The organism is Cytobacillus horneckiae, assembly GCF_002835735.1.
GTDB classification, from domain to species: Bacteria; Bacillota; Bacilli; order Bacillales; family Cytobacillaceae; genus Cytobacillus; species Cytobacillus horneckiae.
Window position 1 is genome coordinate 115257 of sequence record NZ_PISD01000016.1, and the last position, 17179, is coordinate 132435.

A 17179-nucleotide genomic window follows, 5' to 3' on the forward strand; every position below is an offset into this window, starting at 1 on the left:
TTTTCCGCTTCAGTTTGTTGATTAATCACGGTATCTGACAACCCTTTCACCTCCTAAAAAATCATTTTTTTAAATATTCAATTGCATAACGTTATTTTGTCGTAATAGATATAATGCGTCATATGTTTAACAATAAGATAACCTCAAAATTATTAAAAGTCAACCAATATTCAGAAAATTTAATTATTAAATCATCAACATACAGCTCTACCTTTGTACAAAAAGCCCCTCTGTCACTATACAGAGGAGCTGAGGCAGTAGGCAAACTTACTCCTAATTTAAATAAGAGCGGATCATGGGCAATATGTTGCATAAGTAGTGGCCGTATATCTGAAAAAGAGCCAACATGGGCACTACTTCACGATAGTTCCTTAAGTGTGACGCTTCTCCCGCGGAAGTCCGAGCGGATTATCTCTCTCCAAATTCAAACTTTATTCACTTTGTTAACACGCCAATCCCTTCCGTCACTAAACAGAGGGGCTCCAGTTTACTCTTCATATATCATTTTTCTAGTCATGCCGCCATCAATGACGATATTTTCACCTGTGACAAAATTATTCATTTCATCAGTTAAATAAAAGCAGGCTCTTGCAATATCATCAGGTGTCCCTACTCTTTTGGAAGGATGCTGGGAATGGTCGATTTCTCGTAATTCATTATAATGCTTTGTTTCAATCCAGCCAGGCGAGATACTGTTCACTGTGATCCTTTCATTTGATAAAGAAACTGCTAGTGCATGTGTTAAGGCGACGATGCCTCCTTTTGATGCTGCATAAGCTTCTGTATCAGGCTCAGACATTGATGCTCTTGTTGAAGCTAGATTCACAATTGTGCCGCCATGTTCATTTTCTTTCATGAATTTTGCTGCTGAGCGCGATGCCAGAAACACACTGCGGAGATTTGTCTGGATAATATGATCCCATTCCTCAATCTTCAACTCATAAAGTGATTTCCAGCTTGAGATACCTGCATTATTTATAAGAATATCAATCCTGCCAAATGTCTCAAATGTCTTTTCCATAAGTATCTTGATATCGTGTTCATTTTTTACATCCGTCTCAACTATAATGATAGATTTGCTACCTGTCCCTAATTCTGCTTTTAAGTTTTCAAGTGCAGCCATATTAATATCTGCAGCAGCTATATTAGCTCCTGCTTTTGCATAGGCATGGACTAAGCCTCTGCCTATTCCATTTCCCGCTCCAGTAATAATGACCGTTTTTTCCTTAAAATCCATGATGAAAAACTCCTTTTTCTTTCATTGTAGTGTGCAGCTAACCGCTGAAGCAACTTACTGCCATTCTCTAAAGTTTTTTCTTAAACGATTTTTTATTTTTACTATTACTATCACTTCGCCTTTACCCATTTTTTGTTTATTCCATTCATAAAAACTGGCAACTGTAATAAGTAATGATCCTCCCATTAATAAATAGCTCCACCAAGGCAAATTGCCCCAGAACGGTCTAGATTGAAGAATGACATTTATGAGCAAGACGATGGACCCGACAAAGAAATATGATTTTTTTCTGAAATAGATACCGGCAAGCAAAGCAATAATCGTTAATGTTCCTAATATGAGGGCATCATTCACTTGATTACTATTTAATGCATCAATTACTAATGTTAAAGCAACAACAACTAATACGCCCCATTCTAAATATGAAGTCTGATATCGGAAACGCCCGTTTAATATTAAGCGAATGACGATAATAACACATACCAATGGAAGCATATAAAATTCTCTTTCGAAATAAGCCGGTAACCTTACTTCATTGATGAAAGCATAATATGGCTGCAATAGGTAAATAACGCTGCAAACTGCAGGAACCCAATATTGTTTTACTCTTTTTCGCTGCATCCATAATAGAACAGCAATGAGTAAACCAGGCAGAAGCTTCATCCATAAAGCCTCTAATTGATAAGCATATAATGATAATAAATACAGGCACGAAATGATTGTATAAACATCTATAAAAAACCACTTATTTGCGACGTGATACAGCTTTTTGGATAAAAGTGATCCTCCGAATAAAAATACTAAAGCAAACACTAAAACTACATTAAAGGCTGTCTCTAAGATTACTGCATTTGATAAAATATAATAATGAGTTGAAACGAACAGGATAAATAATGGAATCATATTAAGGATGCTCATCCCTCTCACATGAATGAAAGCAATGACTAACAAACTATAGACAATTAACGAAAGCCATTCAGGAAGACCAAAGGGATATTGGTTGAGAAATGCAAGCAGCCCGATTATTGACCACGGAATCAGAAAGTCTTCAATTCGTTTTTTATTATTTTCTTTATTTATTTTCCAATAGGCAAAAACGAAAATACTTAAAGATATATACGCATAATGGCTATAGTAAGTCGAAAATGCAATGTGAATCAACAAGACCATAAATATAAATATGGATAAAAATGAACCATAAAGAAAGATTCGTATGAAAACTTCCTTGTTCACGCGCTTTGCAGATAACAAGTAAATAACAGCCGCTCCTACAAAACTGTATAAGGATTGATCACCATTAAAGATTAAATTCAAGAATAAGGCAACAGGTAAATAAAGATGGCCTGTCACAAAATAACCTCTGGAAAAAATAAAATCCTTTTTAAGAAAACTATAGCCAATAACGAAAAGCAGGATTGCACCGAATGGCCACATAATTTTCGTGAAAAATACTGGTAATTGTGTAAAAGCATTCAAGCTGAATAAATAACCAAATAAAAAGACAAATGAAGAAATATATGGTATCCATTTATTTTTACTCATGAAATATAAAGCTGCATAAACAACGGAACCAATCAAAAATATACTCGGTCTAATAGCGGTATGAGCGCTAAAAAATATTGAAAAAATGATAGACAATGTATAAAAGCCTTGAGCTGTATACACAATTTGTCTTTTAATATCAGCATAAAAAGTATATTTTGATATGAAATTAAAGATGAATAGAACTGCACTTGCCAAGAAAGCACTTATTGTTATGCCTAAATGTTTGTTATAGAACTTAAAGCTAGTGTTCATTTCTTCACCGAAGAATAAAAAGGCACATCCAAGCACGAAAGGAATCAGCCAAGAGCAACTATCCTGATAATATTTTCTATTATCAAACCGATAAAGCAGCATAAATACCCCAGTTAATAATAAAAGCATCGTGCCAGCCTGTAAAAATGCACAGAAGCTTACACCAGCACAGACGGACAATACCATAATAATAAGTCCAACATTTTTGCTGCTATTGTTAATTGGTACGATATAATGATGTTTAATCAAATGCCCAAAAACGAGATGAAGAATAAACCCAATTAAAAAGTACGGCAATAATAAATCATTAAAAGCATAAATTTTCTGCGCAAAGAGCATTACTTCAAATAGAAATGCTGCAATAAAAATAGGTGGAAAATATTTGAATAGATAACCTTGTATGCGCGATTACAAATAAAGAAATTGACCTGCTAAAAATATAAAAGCGACGAGCAGCGCATAAGAAGGTTCCATCAAATTGGCTAGTATTTTTTCTACAGATATATATATAAAAGCGATGATTGCGGCCGCTGCACTAGTCAGCTGAAATACTTCTTCCCACGACCCCTTATTTACTAATAACTTAGGTACTGCTAAAAAGCTGATTGCGACAAAACAATACAAAATTGGACTAACTGAAGAAAGGAAAGAATGTTCAATTAGCTGATAAGCTCCGTACACAATTAATAAGCTAAAGGCAAAATGATACTCCTTATTTCCCGAAATAAATACGATTGCGAGAAATAGACAGGCAGCCATTATTATACTCGCACTATGTATTACATGATCCTCAAAGAATAACGTCATAAAAACAGTTGTAAAAATTAGCTGAATTTGCACAAAATGTTTAAACTGCTCAATGAAAAGCAGAAATTGCTTTTTCTTGCGGAGCCAATGATAGCCCATTACATATAGGAAGCTGAAAAAAGTCATTCCAAGATAAAACAAGTCATTCGTAAATCTGACAAACGCCAATGTATAGCCTGCTAAAAATGTCATTGTGATAAAAACAAACCAAGCAAATAATCTTGAATTTAACTTCTTTGCTAATAGGAAATAAACCGGCAGAAGGCAAATGCTTCCTAAGGCTCCTAATAAAAACCGTCCTTGTCCATAGAATGAAAAATATGTGCCCAGTAATTCGAACCAGGCAATGGAAAGGATAAGTATTGGTAAAAATAAGCTGGCCAAAACATAAAAAGCAAAGGATGTTTTTTTAATTTTCAGAACTTTATCAGCAAAAATGGCAATACCATAAAATAATACTGAGATAAGCGCTATACAGCCGCTCTTCATTACGTTTGACATAGTTGACCAATTGCTAGTTGCGATATAAATACCGCCGATTAAAAGCATCAATACACCGATGTTTAAAAGCCAAGAAATATTTCTCTCTCTTATTTCTTCAGGCGAAAGCCTCTTTTTCGTTATTCGTCTTTCGTTTTCTTCTGCCTGTTTTGGTATTTCTGCTTTCACTTCGGCAACATGGATTGATACGGCACTAGCCGCTAACACATTTTCTTTTATGGCCTCTTGGTCAAGTTTAAATTTTTCAAAGGCATCAATCGTTATACGATAATGATCATGAGAAATATACTCACCATCTTTTAAAGAAGACAGCTGTTTAACAAACAGCTCTCTATTGTCGCTGTCGGACATATCATTTGCCTCCAATCCCACTCTGTTATTAGTGTAATATTACACTAATGATGTATATTAATCAATATACATTTAAAGAGATCCCTAACTTAAATAAAGGTGCCCCTTAAGTAGGACACCCTCTATTTGATTATTTATGGTTTTTCAATATACACCGATCGGATAATCGTTCGATTAAATGGCGCCCCTTTGTTTGTTTGCCCTTTTATATCAATGGTTACATTGTACACTCCTGAATTGCTGACGGCAGGGAGCTGGCCGATGAAATGAGCTTGATTAACTTCCTGTATAGATGATGGAGTAGAATACACTTTTCCTGATTCATCCGTTAGATGAATATCAAATGAAAGATTTTTTAATGTTTGTGAAGCAGTTATAGAAAAAGCAGCCGAATTTCCTTTTGCCATTCCCACCATATCCATTTTAATTGGCGAATGTTCACTATATTGAACTGTTAACAAATAGGCATTCTGCTGTTCGTTTGTGTTCATATCAATTTGCCATTCACCTTGTTCTGTATTTATATTTTTAAAGCTGTGTATAGCAGCACCATTAAAAAAGGATGTTTCTTCACCAGATATATCAGCAATACTTTGATAAACTTTCCCTGATGGAGAAATCATTTTAATATGATCAATAGCTGAAGCCGTAAGAACATTTACATGCTCTAATGTTTCATCATTCACGAAAAAGCGATTGCTTACCGTTTGATTTTGTAATAGCTGGCCACCATGCACATAATAGGACTCTTCGGTAGAAATAACTTGTTCTTTATCAATTGCGGCTTTGCTTTTCATTGAAACTCCAGCAATCGAAGCCGTTCGAAGCTGCGGCTCTATTCGTGAAAAAACAGCTGAGCCCATCCGAATGCGATCGTGATCAATTGCTGAATCAGTAAATAAGTGGTTGCCATATGGAAGGAGTGTACTCCATTCATTAACTAGACCATCATTTGAGCCATGGGATGAAAGATATTGCCCGCCCATCCATAACGCTGACATAGCCGGACCTTTATTTGTCCCTGCAACTGTATAATATTTATTTTTTAAAGCATTGGAATGATTGTCTGTTAATGAACGAAAATGTGCCATTTCACCAACCTGAAGCGAATATGTTCCATCATCTTTCTGTCCCAGAAGTGTGCCTAACCACCCTGCCCACCAGCTATAGGCTAAATCCGCTAAATGTGATCCGTGATGAGGAGAACCTAAAGTAAAAACTCTGCCTACATATTGATGTGCGCCATAATGGATTAAAGCAGCTTGTGTATCAGGTCCGCCCTTGCTATGAGCAATAATATTTACTTTTTTTCCGTTGAAATGTTGACTAATATCTTGAAGTAATGAGGCAAGCAATTCACCATTTGCATATTGGCTGGAAGAACCATTTCCTGCTGCATCATATAGCTGAACAAATACTGTTTGATACCCAGCTTCATATGCTTTTGTATACATATCATTGACACCATGATACTCTGTTTCGCCGTACCAGCTTGTTGAACTGCCATTTTTTCCTTGTACAAATACAATTGGGGGTTTATTAGGGTCTAAATTGGGAGGGGTGCTGCCGAGAAACCAATCGCCAGGTGTAAAGCTTTCACCCGGCGGCTTCAACTTTCCTGTCAATTCATTTTGCGCCGATGCCGTAACAGGTGAAACTGCAAAAAACAATAAAGAAACAAATGAAACAAGCGACACAATCTTTTTCAAATAAATCATCCTCCTACTTTGAATATGAAGATGGCTTGCAAAGGGAACAGTGACACTTTAAGCACCAAACCATCACGGCTTGATTTAAAGCGTAAGTAAAACGCTCTATATTCTTTTATGCTCCCGTAAAGGAAATCCTTCCTTTTTATAAAAAACACAACTAATGATTCATATCACCTAAATACAAAAAGTCTCAATAGAATAAAAGGATGCACAATGTACAAACCTTTAGAACTATTGAGACTTTAGCTTTATCGAAGAATTTTTCTATAGGATGCTTCATCCGCTTCTTTTATAAATGGATTACCATCTTCAGTAGAAAATAATATAAGCGTATGCATCGCTCGGGTACATGCTGTATAAAAAAGCTTTCGTTCATATTCTAATTGATATTCTGCTGCATTATGAATAAATACTGCATCAAACTCGATTCCTTTTGCCAAATAGGATGGAATGACTAACACTCCCTTTTCATAGGACAAAGTGTGTTTATCAATCAGTTTTACATTGTGAAGATCCGGCATTAATTGCTTATACACCTGTTCGCTTTCACTTGCATTTTTGCAAATAACCGCTATTGTCTCGTCTCCTGCTTTTTTGCATTCATCAATTTTATTCAGCATTTCTTGATAAAAAACATTAGAGGAGCATTGGATAAGAAGTGGCTTTTCACCTTTTCGATTAAATGGCTGAATGTCCTCTCCATCTGCAATTAAACTTTTTGTAAACTCAACGATTTCTTTAGTTGATCGATAACTCCTCATTAATCGGTAAGTTTCCCCAACTGCTACTTCATATAATGTGGATTTAGAGAAAGAATGAAAATATATTGATTGATTTAAATCGCCAAGCAGCGTCCATTTACTATAGGGATAGAGCTCTTGCATAAAAGCAAATTGGAAGGGCGAATAATCTTGAGCTTCATCAACAAATATGTGGCGTATCGATGTATTGGATCTTTTGCCCTCAATTTGATCCTGTAAATATAAATAAGGGGTAGCATCCTCGTAAGAAAGATGATTTTGTTGTATATTCTTTACTGTGTAATCTGCCAGCAGCTCATAATCTTTATTTTTTATATGTGAAAATAATTGAATAAAAATCATCTTCATGTCGATAAATTTCATTTTTTTAATTTTACTTTTTATCGGTTTGAATTTTTTGCTAACGATCATTTTTGATAAAAATTTCTTCTCTATTTCATAATCATCAAATGAGTCTTCATTATTCCTCTTTTGCATATCTTTGTACGCTTCCAAATAATCATCTTTATCGAGAAATTCAATAGCATTTTCTACCCATGGCTTTCTTCTTTCGTTTTTTTCCCTTTTCCTTATTTCGATTAATAGCCATTCTTGAAGCAGTTGCATTCTATTTGGAATGGGAATCGTCGATTCAAGGGAATAAAAATAGCTTTTAATTGATTCCTTGTTTATAATCGTTTCCCCACGAAAGACAATGTCAGTAAAAACAAGCCCATCATTTAATAAATAGCCTAAATAATTGTCAATCTCCTTTTTATAAGCTAAAGAAGATTTATACTGTATATTCTTTTTTCTTATTGCCAGTTTTTCCTGATCCTCAGCAGTGAGCAAATATTCCATTTGATCAAATGGGTCTTCTATTATAAATATACTTGCCAAGCGACTATTTAAATATTGCTGGAAGGTTGTTTGCTCCATATTATCTTCACCGAGTTCGGGCAAAACTGTTGCTACATAACTATTGAATAAAGGGTTAGGCGAAAAAAGAATGATGTTGTCTGAATGAAGCGTATTGCGAAAACGATAGAGCAGAAATGCCGCTCTCTGGAGAGCAGCTGAGGTTTTTCCGCTGCCTGCAACCCCTTGAACGACTACAATCTTATCTTTAGTATTACGAATAATAGCATTCTGTTCCTTTTGAATGGTGGCAACGATGCTTTTCATTTGTGAATTTGCTTGATTGCCAAGCACTTCCTGCAACAGTTGATCACCTATTGTTAACCCGGTGTCGAACAGTCCATTTATTAGTCCATTTTTTATAATAAATTGCCGCTTTAAAGTAATATCTCCTTTTATTTCTCCATAAGGTGTTTCGTATTGTGCATGACCAGGGGAATAATCATAATACAAGCTCGATATCGGTGCACGCCAATCATAAATAAGAAAATTTTCATCATCACTATCCATTAATGAAGCAATGCCGATGTAGATTTTGTCAGATTGATTTTCTCCCTTTTCGTGAAAATCAATCCTTCCAAAATAAGGAGAGTTTTTTAATTTCGCTAGCGTATTCAGCTGTTTATCAATCAGCCCCTTACTTCTCTCTCTCTCAGAAAGAAGTTCTGCTTGCTGCTTAATGCTCGTAAATGTTTCTATTACATCATCAGGTTCATCCAGGTTAACTGTAACATCATCCCAAAACTCCTGTTTTATTTGCTGAACTTGTGATCCAACACTTTTAGTCTTTCCTATGTAATTAGCAGTTTTTCTGTCAATTTCCTCAATAATCTCATTTACACGCTGCTGTTCATTACGGATATCGCTCATTAAAACACTCCTAAAAAAATAGATTATTGTTGACTTAAGATTATTTCTATGCTATTGTTATTATAGGGATAAAATATATTTCAAATGTAAAAATCGCCACTAGACTTTATGTTAACATGCAATCATAATGATTTCAATATTTTTTTACATATCATTTAACATCTCTATATACTAGAGATGTTTTTTTATGCAATACATCAAAAGCTGAGCTCAATGCTCAGCTTTCATTCGCTTAACTATTTAATAATGATTCCAATACGATCTGAACTTGATGTCCGTCCTTAAAGTCTATAACAAATCCACCGCTTCTATCCATTGCTTTCACACATTCTGCTACAAGATTCAGCTCTGATTTAGCTTCAACTTTAACAGACTCAGCGTCAGAATCACCTTTAGTCAGTATAACATCTTTCCAATTAACCAAGTCAATTGCCCCTTCATCACCAAACAACTTCATCGATAAATGTTCTTTTTGACCAATGCCGCTTGAGCCATTAAAGATAACGGGTATGCCACCTTCTAACTCCATACGGGCAACAAATCCTGTTTCGCAACTTTCTCTGTCTTCAGGATATTCGACAAATGAAGCAATCACTTTCAATTCTCCAAATAAAGAATGTATCAGTTGAATAAAATGAGGAGTTACCTCGCGAATAAAACCGCCCTGCTCTCTCGATGATATCCAAGCATTCTGCTGCCACCGCCTTGGCCACTCTGTAAAGTGCATATTCATTTCAATTCTTTTTAGTTTACCGATTTCGCCTGCTTGCACCTTTTGCTGGATTATTAATTTCTCATTGCTGTATGCCATTGGAAAGTTCATTGCATGAACTAGCCCAGTTCTCTCCGCTAATACTTTCATTTTCAATGATTCTTCTATTGAGTTTGCTAACGGTTTTTCACAGAGGATATGCTTCCCGCTTTTTAAGATATCGATTGCAATGCTGGAATGATATTTAGGCGGCACCGCCAAGTATACTAGTTTAATTGTTTCATCATTCAGCATATGTAAATAGTCAGTATATAAATCAGCTTCAGGTACTTTTTGGGCAAATTCAGCAAGCCTCTCCTCATTTACGTCACATAAAGCAGCAACTTGTGTACGATGATGACCTAAAAAGCTCTTCAGCACTCTTTCTCCTACTGCTCCTACACCTATCATCCCTACTTTAACTGTTTCTTGCATTTTGTCACCTACTATTGAAATTTTAGATTTTCTCTATTAGCATTATATCGTTTTTTGCTTAATTATTGCGAATTTTTCATAATTTTTAAAGGGTTCTTACAATAGAATGATTAATATTAGTAGGAAACGGTATTTTGATTTGAAAGGATGATTAGATGCATAAATCAAATGTAAAGATTTTTCGTGTTCCGATTCCTACTCCTACTTTATGGCCACATTCAACAACAAATAGCTATTTAATCGGCGACGAAAATGAATCGATTTTAATAGATGCCGGTTATGATCAGAAAGAAACGAAATGGGTGCTGGAGCAATCATTGCAAGAATTCAATTTAGCGATTCCAAAAAGGATATTATTAACACATGCACATAGTGATCATGCGCCTGGTGTCATGCAATTAGCGGATTGGGAAGCAAGTGTATACTGCCACCCACTGGAAAAAGAAGAGGTGCTTAAATGCATCCCCACATTGGATACGCTTCATTTTTTAGAGGATAATAGCCGGCTGACTATAGGTCATACAGAGATCAATATCCTTCACAGTCCAGGTCATACCGCAGGTCAATTGAATTTTTATATTCCATCACAGCAAATTCTGCTTGCTGGCGACAACCTGATTGAAAATGGCACATCATGGATTGGCACTCCCGATGGAGATATTAGCCAATACCTTCAATCATTAAATCGCTTAAAATCACTGCAAATTACTAAAGTCGGACCAGGACATGGCGACTGGATTGTAAATCCATACGAACATCTTGAGTTTGTTTATAATCGAAGACTACAGCGGGAAACAGAGATTATTAAACTATTAAAAGAAATTGGACCTCTTTCATCCAAGGAAATAACAACACGAATCTATCAAAATCATGTTCATCCAAGTATTCTTAATGTTGCTGAAAGAACAACAGAGGCCCACCTCATTAAATTGAGCAATGAAGGAATTACCGAAAAGGACGGTCAAGCCTACAAATTAGTTTAATAGATGATTGTCGCGATAATCCATCACTGCCTGCAGTGACCCGACTGTAGGTCTGACCATCTTTAAATGTCCGAGTTTATAGGCGCTGAGCGCTGCTTCTGGTTCAATCCAGAAAGCTTCTTCTATTTCATACGCATCGGGTAATGGGGTCTGTCCCTCAGGTAGAACAACAATAAAAAACCGCGTATCAAAACGAATAGGACTTGGTTCTGGAGTAATTTTATGGCCAATATATGTGAAGCTGTCACAATTTAATACAAGCCGATGCTCTCTCATTATTTCCAAGTATGTTACTTTACCTTCAAGTAAATAACGACGGTAATGATTCATATCTTCCTGATTGATAACCGCCTTTGTGCCATCTTCATTACAGCCTAGTAATATGCCAACTTCTTCAAAAAGTTCTCTAGCAGCTGCAACATAGTGCGCAATAGAGAATGAAAGATGATTATTAACATTTAAGAATAAATCTGTTGTACTTGGGAAATCACCTTTATCGATTGATCCTCCTGGAAAAACATAGTGCCCAGCCAAAAATTTCATTGTTGCTGGGCGCTTTGTTAAATATACTTTTCCTTGTTGGTCGATTAAGATGACAGTAGAGGCAGGTTTTGGAATAGCAGACATAAATAGCACACCTTTCTAAGAGAAAACTAATTGTACACTACAGACTCTCAGTGAATGTTATTCTGTGCAAATTCGATATTGTTTGCACTCACTAGTAATTTAGCGAAACTAAAGAGCCTACACTATTATATATTCCTTATCCACTCTTCTATCCCTTTCTCATAGAAGGAAAAAAATCTTAATTCCTTATCTGCCCATCACCCGAAATCAAATATTTACTTGATGTGAGAGCTTCTAGCCCCATCGGTCCCCTTACATGAAGCTTTTGTGTACTAATGCCCATTTCCGCGCCAAAACCAAACTCGAATCCGTCAGTAAACCTTGTTGAAGCATTATGATAGACTGACGCGGCATCTACTCTATTTAGAAAGACATGTGCATTTTCCTTATTTTCAGTAATGATCGCTTCAGAGTGACGCGTACCGTATTGATTTATATGTTCAATGGCTTCACTTAAAGATTCTACAATCTTTACACTTATTTTCAACTCTAAATATTCTGTTCCCCAGTCCTCTTCTGTGGCAAGCTTCGCTTTATTATAAAATGAGCGTACCGTTTCATCACCATATATATCAACTTCATGAAAAGTTAATTTAGACAATAATTGTTTACCGTATTGCTCAAACCACGTATTGTGAATAAGAAGTGACTCAACCGCATTGCAGACGGATGGCCGTTGTGTTTTCCCATTAATTACAAGTTCTTCAACCATATTCAGATCCGCTTCTTCATCGATATACATATGGCAATTACCTGCTCCTGTTTCGATTACAGGCACTGTCGATTCTTTCATAACCGAGTCAATCAGCTGCTTTCCGCCTCTAGGAATAAGCACATCCAAATATTGATTGAGTTGAAATAGCTCTCTAGCCGTTTCTCTGCTCGTATCCTCTATTAATTGAACCGCATGATTCGGAACGATTGTTGGCTGAAGCGCTTTATGAATGGACAGTATTAATGCCTTGTTAGATGACAATGCAGATGAACTTCCTCTTAGTAATACTGCATTTCCTGTTTTTATAGCTAAAGCTGCTGCATCTAGTGTCACATTAGGTCTAGCTTCATAAATCATCCCAATCACACCTATTGGCACTCTTACTTTATTGATTAACAGACCATTATCCTTCTTTATCGTTTGCAGCGTTTCTCCTATAGGATCATCCAACTCTATTATTTGCATAATTGCTTCTGACATTGCTTTAATGCGTTCACTGTTTAACATAATTCTATCTAAAATACTATCAGACAAGCCCAGCTGTTTCCCTTTTTGTAAATTATCCTTGTTTACATTTATAATGATTGCTTCATCAAGTAAAATTTGCTGCGCAATATTATAGAGCGCTTCATTTTTTTGCTTAGACGTTAGTGTTTGTAATAAATAGCTTGCCTCTTTCGCCAATTTTCCTTTTCGCAAAACTTCATTCATAATGGACCCCTCCAGCGATTATAATTTCACCCATTTATTACGGTGAATGACTTCGTCTATCGGCATAGGATGATTTAGATTACTATGAACCATCCATTTCTTTATATCTTCACTTGATAGACTAACCTGCCCCTTACCTATCACTCTATCTGTTGCTAAAACCTCTACGACGTCTCCCTTTGCAAATTCGCCTTGAATTTCATTAATACCAGCAGCCAGTAAGCTTTTACCCTTTCGCAAAATTGCTTCCTCTGCGCCTTTATCTACATATATCCTGCCATTAACTTTAGAATGAAGAGCAATCCATTGCCTGCTTGTGTTTATGCTTTTCAACTGCCGGTTGTTTATATACGTTCCGTTCCCATTTCCCTGTACGATTTGAATTAATTTATTCTTTCCTTTGCCTTCACCAATAAACACTGGAATGCCTAATGAACACGCTATTTTGGCAGCTATTAGCTTGGATTTCATGCCCCCTGTGCCTACATTTGTTCCACTGTCTGCTGCTGCCTCCATCAACTCATCCGGAATATTTGTAAGATAATCAAGCTTTCTTGCATGAGGATTTATTTTCGGATTGGAATCATATAGCCCATTTATATCTGTCAATATAATCAACTGGTCTGCATGAATCAGGCCGCTTACTAAGACAGACAGCATATCGTTGTCTCCAAATGTTAATTCTTCAACAGAGACAGTGTCATTTTCATTTATTATTGGAAGAATCTTTCTTTCCATTAATTCCGTTAATGTTTCAAACGCATTTTTATATCTTGTACGTTCTGAGAAATCTGAACGGGTTAATAATATTTGCGCCGGAGTAATGCCATACTGCAGAAACGCCTTCATATAAGATTGAATTAACAATCCTTGTCCTACAGCTGCAGCAGCTTGTTTTCCTTTTAGTGTAATCGGTCTGGAAGGATAACCGAGCCTCCTAAATCCTGCAGCAACTGCTCCTGAGGATACCATCACTACTTCATGGCCGTTGGCACGCAGCTCGGCAATTGCGTCAATATGATCACTGAATTTAACTCGATCAATTTCACCTCGTTCATTAGTTAATGAACTACTTCCTATCTTTACTACTACTCTTTTTTTCCCCATCTACACTCATCCTTTTGTTAAAGCAACATATCTTTCATACGATATGTTAACAAATAAATTAATTATCAAAATAAAAACCCTTCATCCTAAAACTTTAAGGACGAAGGGTTCGTGGTACCACCTTAATTGGATGCATGAAGCATCCCACTCAACGAATTAACGCTTCGGTAACGCTGATGGGTTAGCCATCAGACTCTGGAGGAAGGTTCTGCAGGTGAATGTGACGGGATTTTCCAGCTTTTAATCCCGTTCTCTGGCACACCATGGACTGCTTACTAGCCCTCCGTCAATGTTCATTATTTTTAATATTATGACGATTGTTTCTTTAGATGTCAATTGTTTTTTATGAAAATTTAGATAACTTATAACCATTTATATTGCTTATACGAAAAAAAGATCTAAATGCAAATTTGCATTTAGACCTTCAGTGTCTAATCAGCTATTGCTTCGCATTTAATTGATTTACGTGCGTTTGAATCACGCCTCTCTCAATTAATTCATTCAATTGATCAGTGCTATAACCTAATTTTTTTAAAATTGCACTTGTACTGCTGCCGAGTGCAGGCGGCCCTTGCATTAGTTCAGGTGGAGACACACTGAGGTGAAACGGCAGGCGCGGCAGCTCCAGGTTTTCAATCTTATCATGGTTAACTTCAGTCCACATTTTTGTAGCCTTCGTTTGTTCATCCTTAACTACCTCTGATATTTTTTCACCTTAGAGCTTGGAACGCCTGATACTGCCAGAGCTTGAACCCATTCATCAGCTGTTTTTAGCTGCAAAATATTCTCAATCTCTTCTTTCAGTGCGGACTGATTTACAACACGATTACGATTATCATGGAAACGCGGATCAACAAGCCAGTCTTTCTTGCCGAGCACTTCACACAATCTACTAAACAATGAATTATTTGAAATCCCTATCATAATATACGTATCGCTTGCATGAAAGGCACCATATGGTGCAAATGCTGTATGACCTGCACCATTTTTCTTCGGTTCGCTTCCAGTAGCGAGATAGGATAACATATGGTACCCTGACCAGAATACACCTGTTTCATATAACGAGGTTGTAACATGTTGGCCTTCACCTGTATTTTGCTTGTGCAATAAAGCAGATAAAATGCCAACTGCCCCCCACATAGCGCTTCCCTGATCTAAAATAGAAACCGGAACTCGGGCAATTTCCGCTCCTTCAGCTCCGTTTATTCCTATGATTCCGGAATCGGCTTGTGCTATTGCATCATAGCCAGGCCTTTTGCTCAAAGGTCCATTCTGCCCGTAAGCAGTTAGCGAGCAATAGATCAGCGCTGGATTCAGCTTTTTTAATGATTCATAGCCAAGTCCAAGCTTGTCAGCCTTACCTAGCCGAAAGTTTTCAACAAAAACATCTGCCGTTTGTACGAGGTCGTAAATAATCTGTTTGCCTTCATTTTTTTTCAAATCGATTACTACAGACTGTTTATTTCTATTAATATGGAGAAAATAAACACCTTCTCCGTCCATAAACGGGCCCATTCCTCTCGCATCATCACCAACATCCGGTCTTTCAATTTTTATAATTTCTGCACCTAAGTCAGCTAAAATCATCGTTAAGGTGGGACCCGAAATATTTGTTGTTACGTCTATAACCTTCACACCCGTCAAAGGCCCTCCCATATTAAAACCTCCCTTATTGTTATGCGGAGGCGGCTTGTTGAGCCGGCTAACGCAGTTTTTAATAAAAGCTCATGATTCAAGTTTTAATATGACCTTGGCAAACCAAGGACATGTTGTCCGACAAAGCTCACGACCAGGTTATTCGCAATTGGAGCTACCTTAAATAATCGTGCTTCTCGGAATTTTCGTTCGATATTATATTCTTTGGCAAAACCATAGCCACCATAAGTATCCATGGCTGCATTGCCGGCATCCCATGTTGCTTCAGATGCTAAATATTTTGCCATGTTTGCTTCTTCACCGCAGTTAATGCCTTCATCAAAAAGTTCGGCAGCTTTATCTCTCATAAGCTTTGCCGCCTGAATGTTCATATAGGCTTTTGAAATCGGAAATTGAACCCCTTGGTTTTGACCGATTGGACGATTAAAAACAACACGTTCATTCGCATATTGTACAGATTTATCAATAAAATACAGTCCATCTCCAACCGATTCAGAAGCGATAAGAATCCTTTCGGCGTTCATGCCGCTTAATACATATTTGAAGCCTTTGCCTTCTTCTCCAATAAGATTTTCAACAGGAATTTCTGCTCCTTCAAAAAAAACTTCAGTTGTTGCATGATTAATCATTGCGTCAATCGGGCGAATATCAATTTTAGCCGCCTGCTCCTTCATATCAAGTAAAAATAAACTAAGTCCATCTGTCTTCTTTTTTACTTGATCCTTCGGCGTTGTTCTTGCCAATAAAAGCATAAGGTCTGAATGCTCCGCTCTTGAAGTCCATATTTTCTGTCCATGAACGACATAGCGGTCTCCTCTTTTTTCAGCAAAGGTCTCAATGCTTGTCGTATCACTTCCAGCTGTTGGTTCTGTTATTCCGAAAGCTTGTAGACGCAATTCGCCGCTTGCTATTTTCGGCAAATATCTTTGCTTCTGATCTTCGCTGCCATGCCTTAATACCGCTCCCATTGTATACATTTGTGCATGGCATGCACCTGCATTTCCTCCTGAACGATTAATCTCTTCAAGGATAATGCAAGCTTCCTTCATGCCAAGTCCAGCTCCGCCATATTCTTCAGGAATTAAGACAGATAGCCAGCCCTCTGCCGTTAATGCCTGGACAAAACTTGTTGGATAGGCATCTGTTTCATCTGTTTCACGCCAGTACTCCTCAGGAAAGCGTTCACATAAACTTTTAACGCTCTTTCTTATCATGTCATGCTCTGGATTTGCTTTTGTGTGTGCCATCCATTATCCCTCCA

The 17179-nt window shown here is 36.9% G+C and carries 11 protein-coding genes, 1 pseudogene and 1 other annotated feature; of the genes and pseudogenes, 1 reads left to right on the plus strand and 11 read right to left on the minus strand.

The window, feature by feature from the left end:
* Positions 1–487: 487 nt before the first annotated feature.
* The 6 genes from CWS20_RS08950 to CWS20_RS08975 form a co-directional block, all read right to left on the minus strand.
* Positions 488–1237 carry a glucose 1-dehydrogenase gene (locus CWS20_RS08950; protein WP_066198015.1) on the minus strand — a complete coding sequence of 250 codons (750 nt, stop codon included), beginning with the start codon at positions 1235–1237 and terminating at the stop codon, positions 488–490.
* Positions 1238–1291: 54 nt separating this feature from the next.
* A complete protein-coding gene (locus CWS20_RS08955; RefSeq protein ID WP_083957383.1) occupies positions 1292–3373 on the minus strand; it encodes an SCO7613 C-terminal domain-containing membrane protein in 2082 nt (693 codons plus the stop codon).
* 69 nt (positions 3374–3442) lie between these two features.
* The gene (locus CWS20_RS08960; RefSeq protein ID WP_083957382.1) at positions 3443–4693 is read right to left on the minus strand and encodes a hypothetical protein; all 1251 of its coding nucleotides are present in this window, start codon (positions 4691–4693) and stop codon (positions 3443–3445) included.
* Positions 4694–4827: 134 nt separating this feature from the next.
* Positions 4828–6411 carry an esterase/lipase family protein gene (locus tag CWS20_RS08965; RefSeq protein WP_066198012.1) on the minus strand — a complete coding sequence of 528 codons (1584 nt, stop codon included), beginning with the start codon at positions 6409–6411 and terminating at the stop codon, positions 4828–4830.
* A 242-nt stretch (positions 6412–6653) separates the two neighbouring features.
* Positions 6654–8933 (minus strand): RNA polymerase recycling motor HelD, encoded by a 2280-nt coding sequence (gene helD, locus CWS20_RS08970; RefSeq protein WP_066198009.1) that lies wholly within the window; start codon positions 8931–8933, stop codon positions 6654–6656.
* Between the two features lie 232 nt (positions 8934–9165).
* Positions 9166–10119: a Gfo/Idh/MocA family protein gene (locus tag CWS20_RS08975; RefSeq protein ID WP_066198006.1), complete on the minus strand. Its 954-nt coding sequence runs from the start codon at positions 10117–10119 to the stop codon at positions 9166–9168.
* 155 nt (positions 10120–10274) lie between these two features.
* On the opposite strand from CWS20_RS08975, the gene CWS20_RS08980 reads away from it, so the two are divergent.
* The gene (locus tag CWS20_RS08980) at positions 10275–11102 is read left to right on the plus strand and encodes an MBL fold metallo-hydrolase (RefSeq protein WP_066198001.1); all 828 of its coding nucleotides are present in this window, start codon (positions 10275–10277) and stop codon (positions 11100–11102) included.
* Here the strand turns inward: CWS20_RS08980 and CWS20_RS08985 are convergent.
* The 5 genes and pseudogenes from CWS20_RS08985 to CWS20_RS09010 form a co-directional block, all read right to left on the minus strand.
* On the minus strand, positions 11094–11729 hold the full coding sequence (locus CWS20_RS08985) for an NUDIX hydrolase (RefSeq protein WP_066197999.1): 636 nt from the start codon (positions 11727–11729) through the stop codon (positions 11094–11096). The two genes, CWS20_RS08980 and CWS20_RS08985, sit on opposite strands and share 9 nt — an antisense overlap.
* Before the next feature lie 178 nt (positions 11730–11907).
* Positions 11908–13155, minus strand: a complete 1248-nt coding sequence (locus CWS20_RS08990; protein WP_066197997.1) for a glutamate-5-semialdehyde dehydrogenase — start codon at positions 13153–13155, stop codon at positions 11908–11910.
* An 18-nt stretch (positions 13156–13173) separates the two neighbouring features.
* Positions 13174–14262 (minus strand): glutamate 5-kinase, encoded by a 1089-nt coding sequence (gene proB / locus CWS20_RS08995; RefSeq protein ID WP_066197994.1) that lies wholly within the window; start codon positions 14260–14262, stop codon positions 13174–13176.
* 93 nt (positions 14263–14355) lie between these two features.
* Positions 14356–14561 (minus strand) — a binding site (T-box leader).
* A 140-nt stretch (positions 14562–14701) separates the two neighbouring features.
* Positions 14702–15918 (minus strand): annotated as a pseudogene (locus CWS20_RS09005) (CaiB/BaiF CoA transferase family protein).
* Between the two features lie 83 nt (positions 15919–16001).
* Complete coding sequence (locus CWS20_RS09010) at positions 16002–17165, minus strand: acyl-CoA dehydrogenase family protein (protein WP_066197989.1); 1164 nt, start codon at positions 17163–17165, stop codon at positions 16002–16004.
* Between the last annotated feature and the right edge of the window lie 14 nt (positions 17166–17179).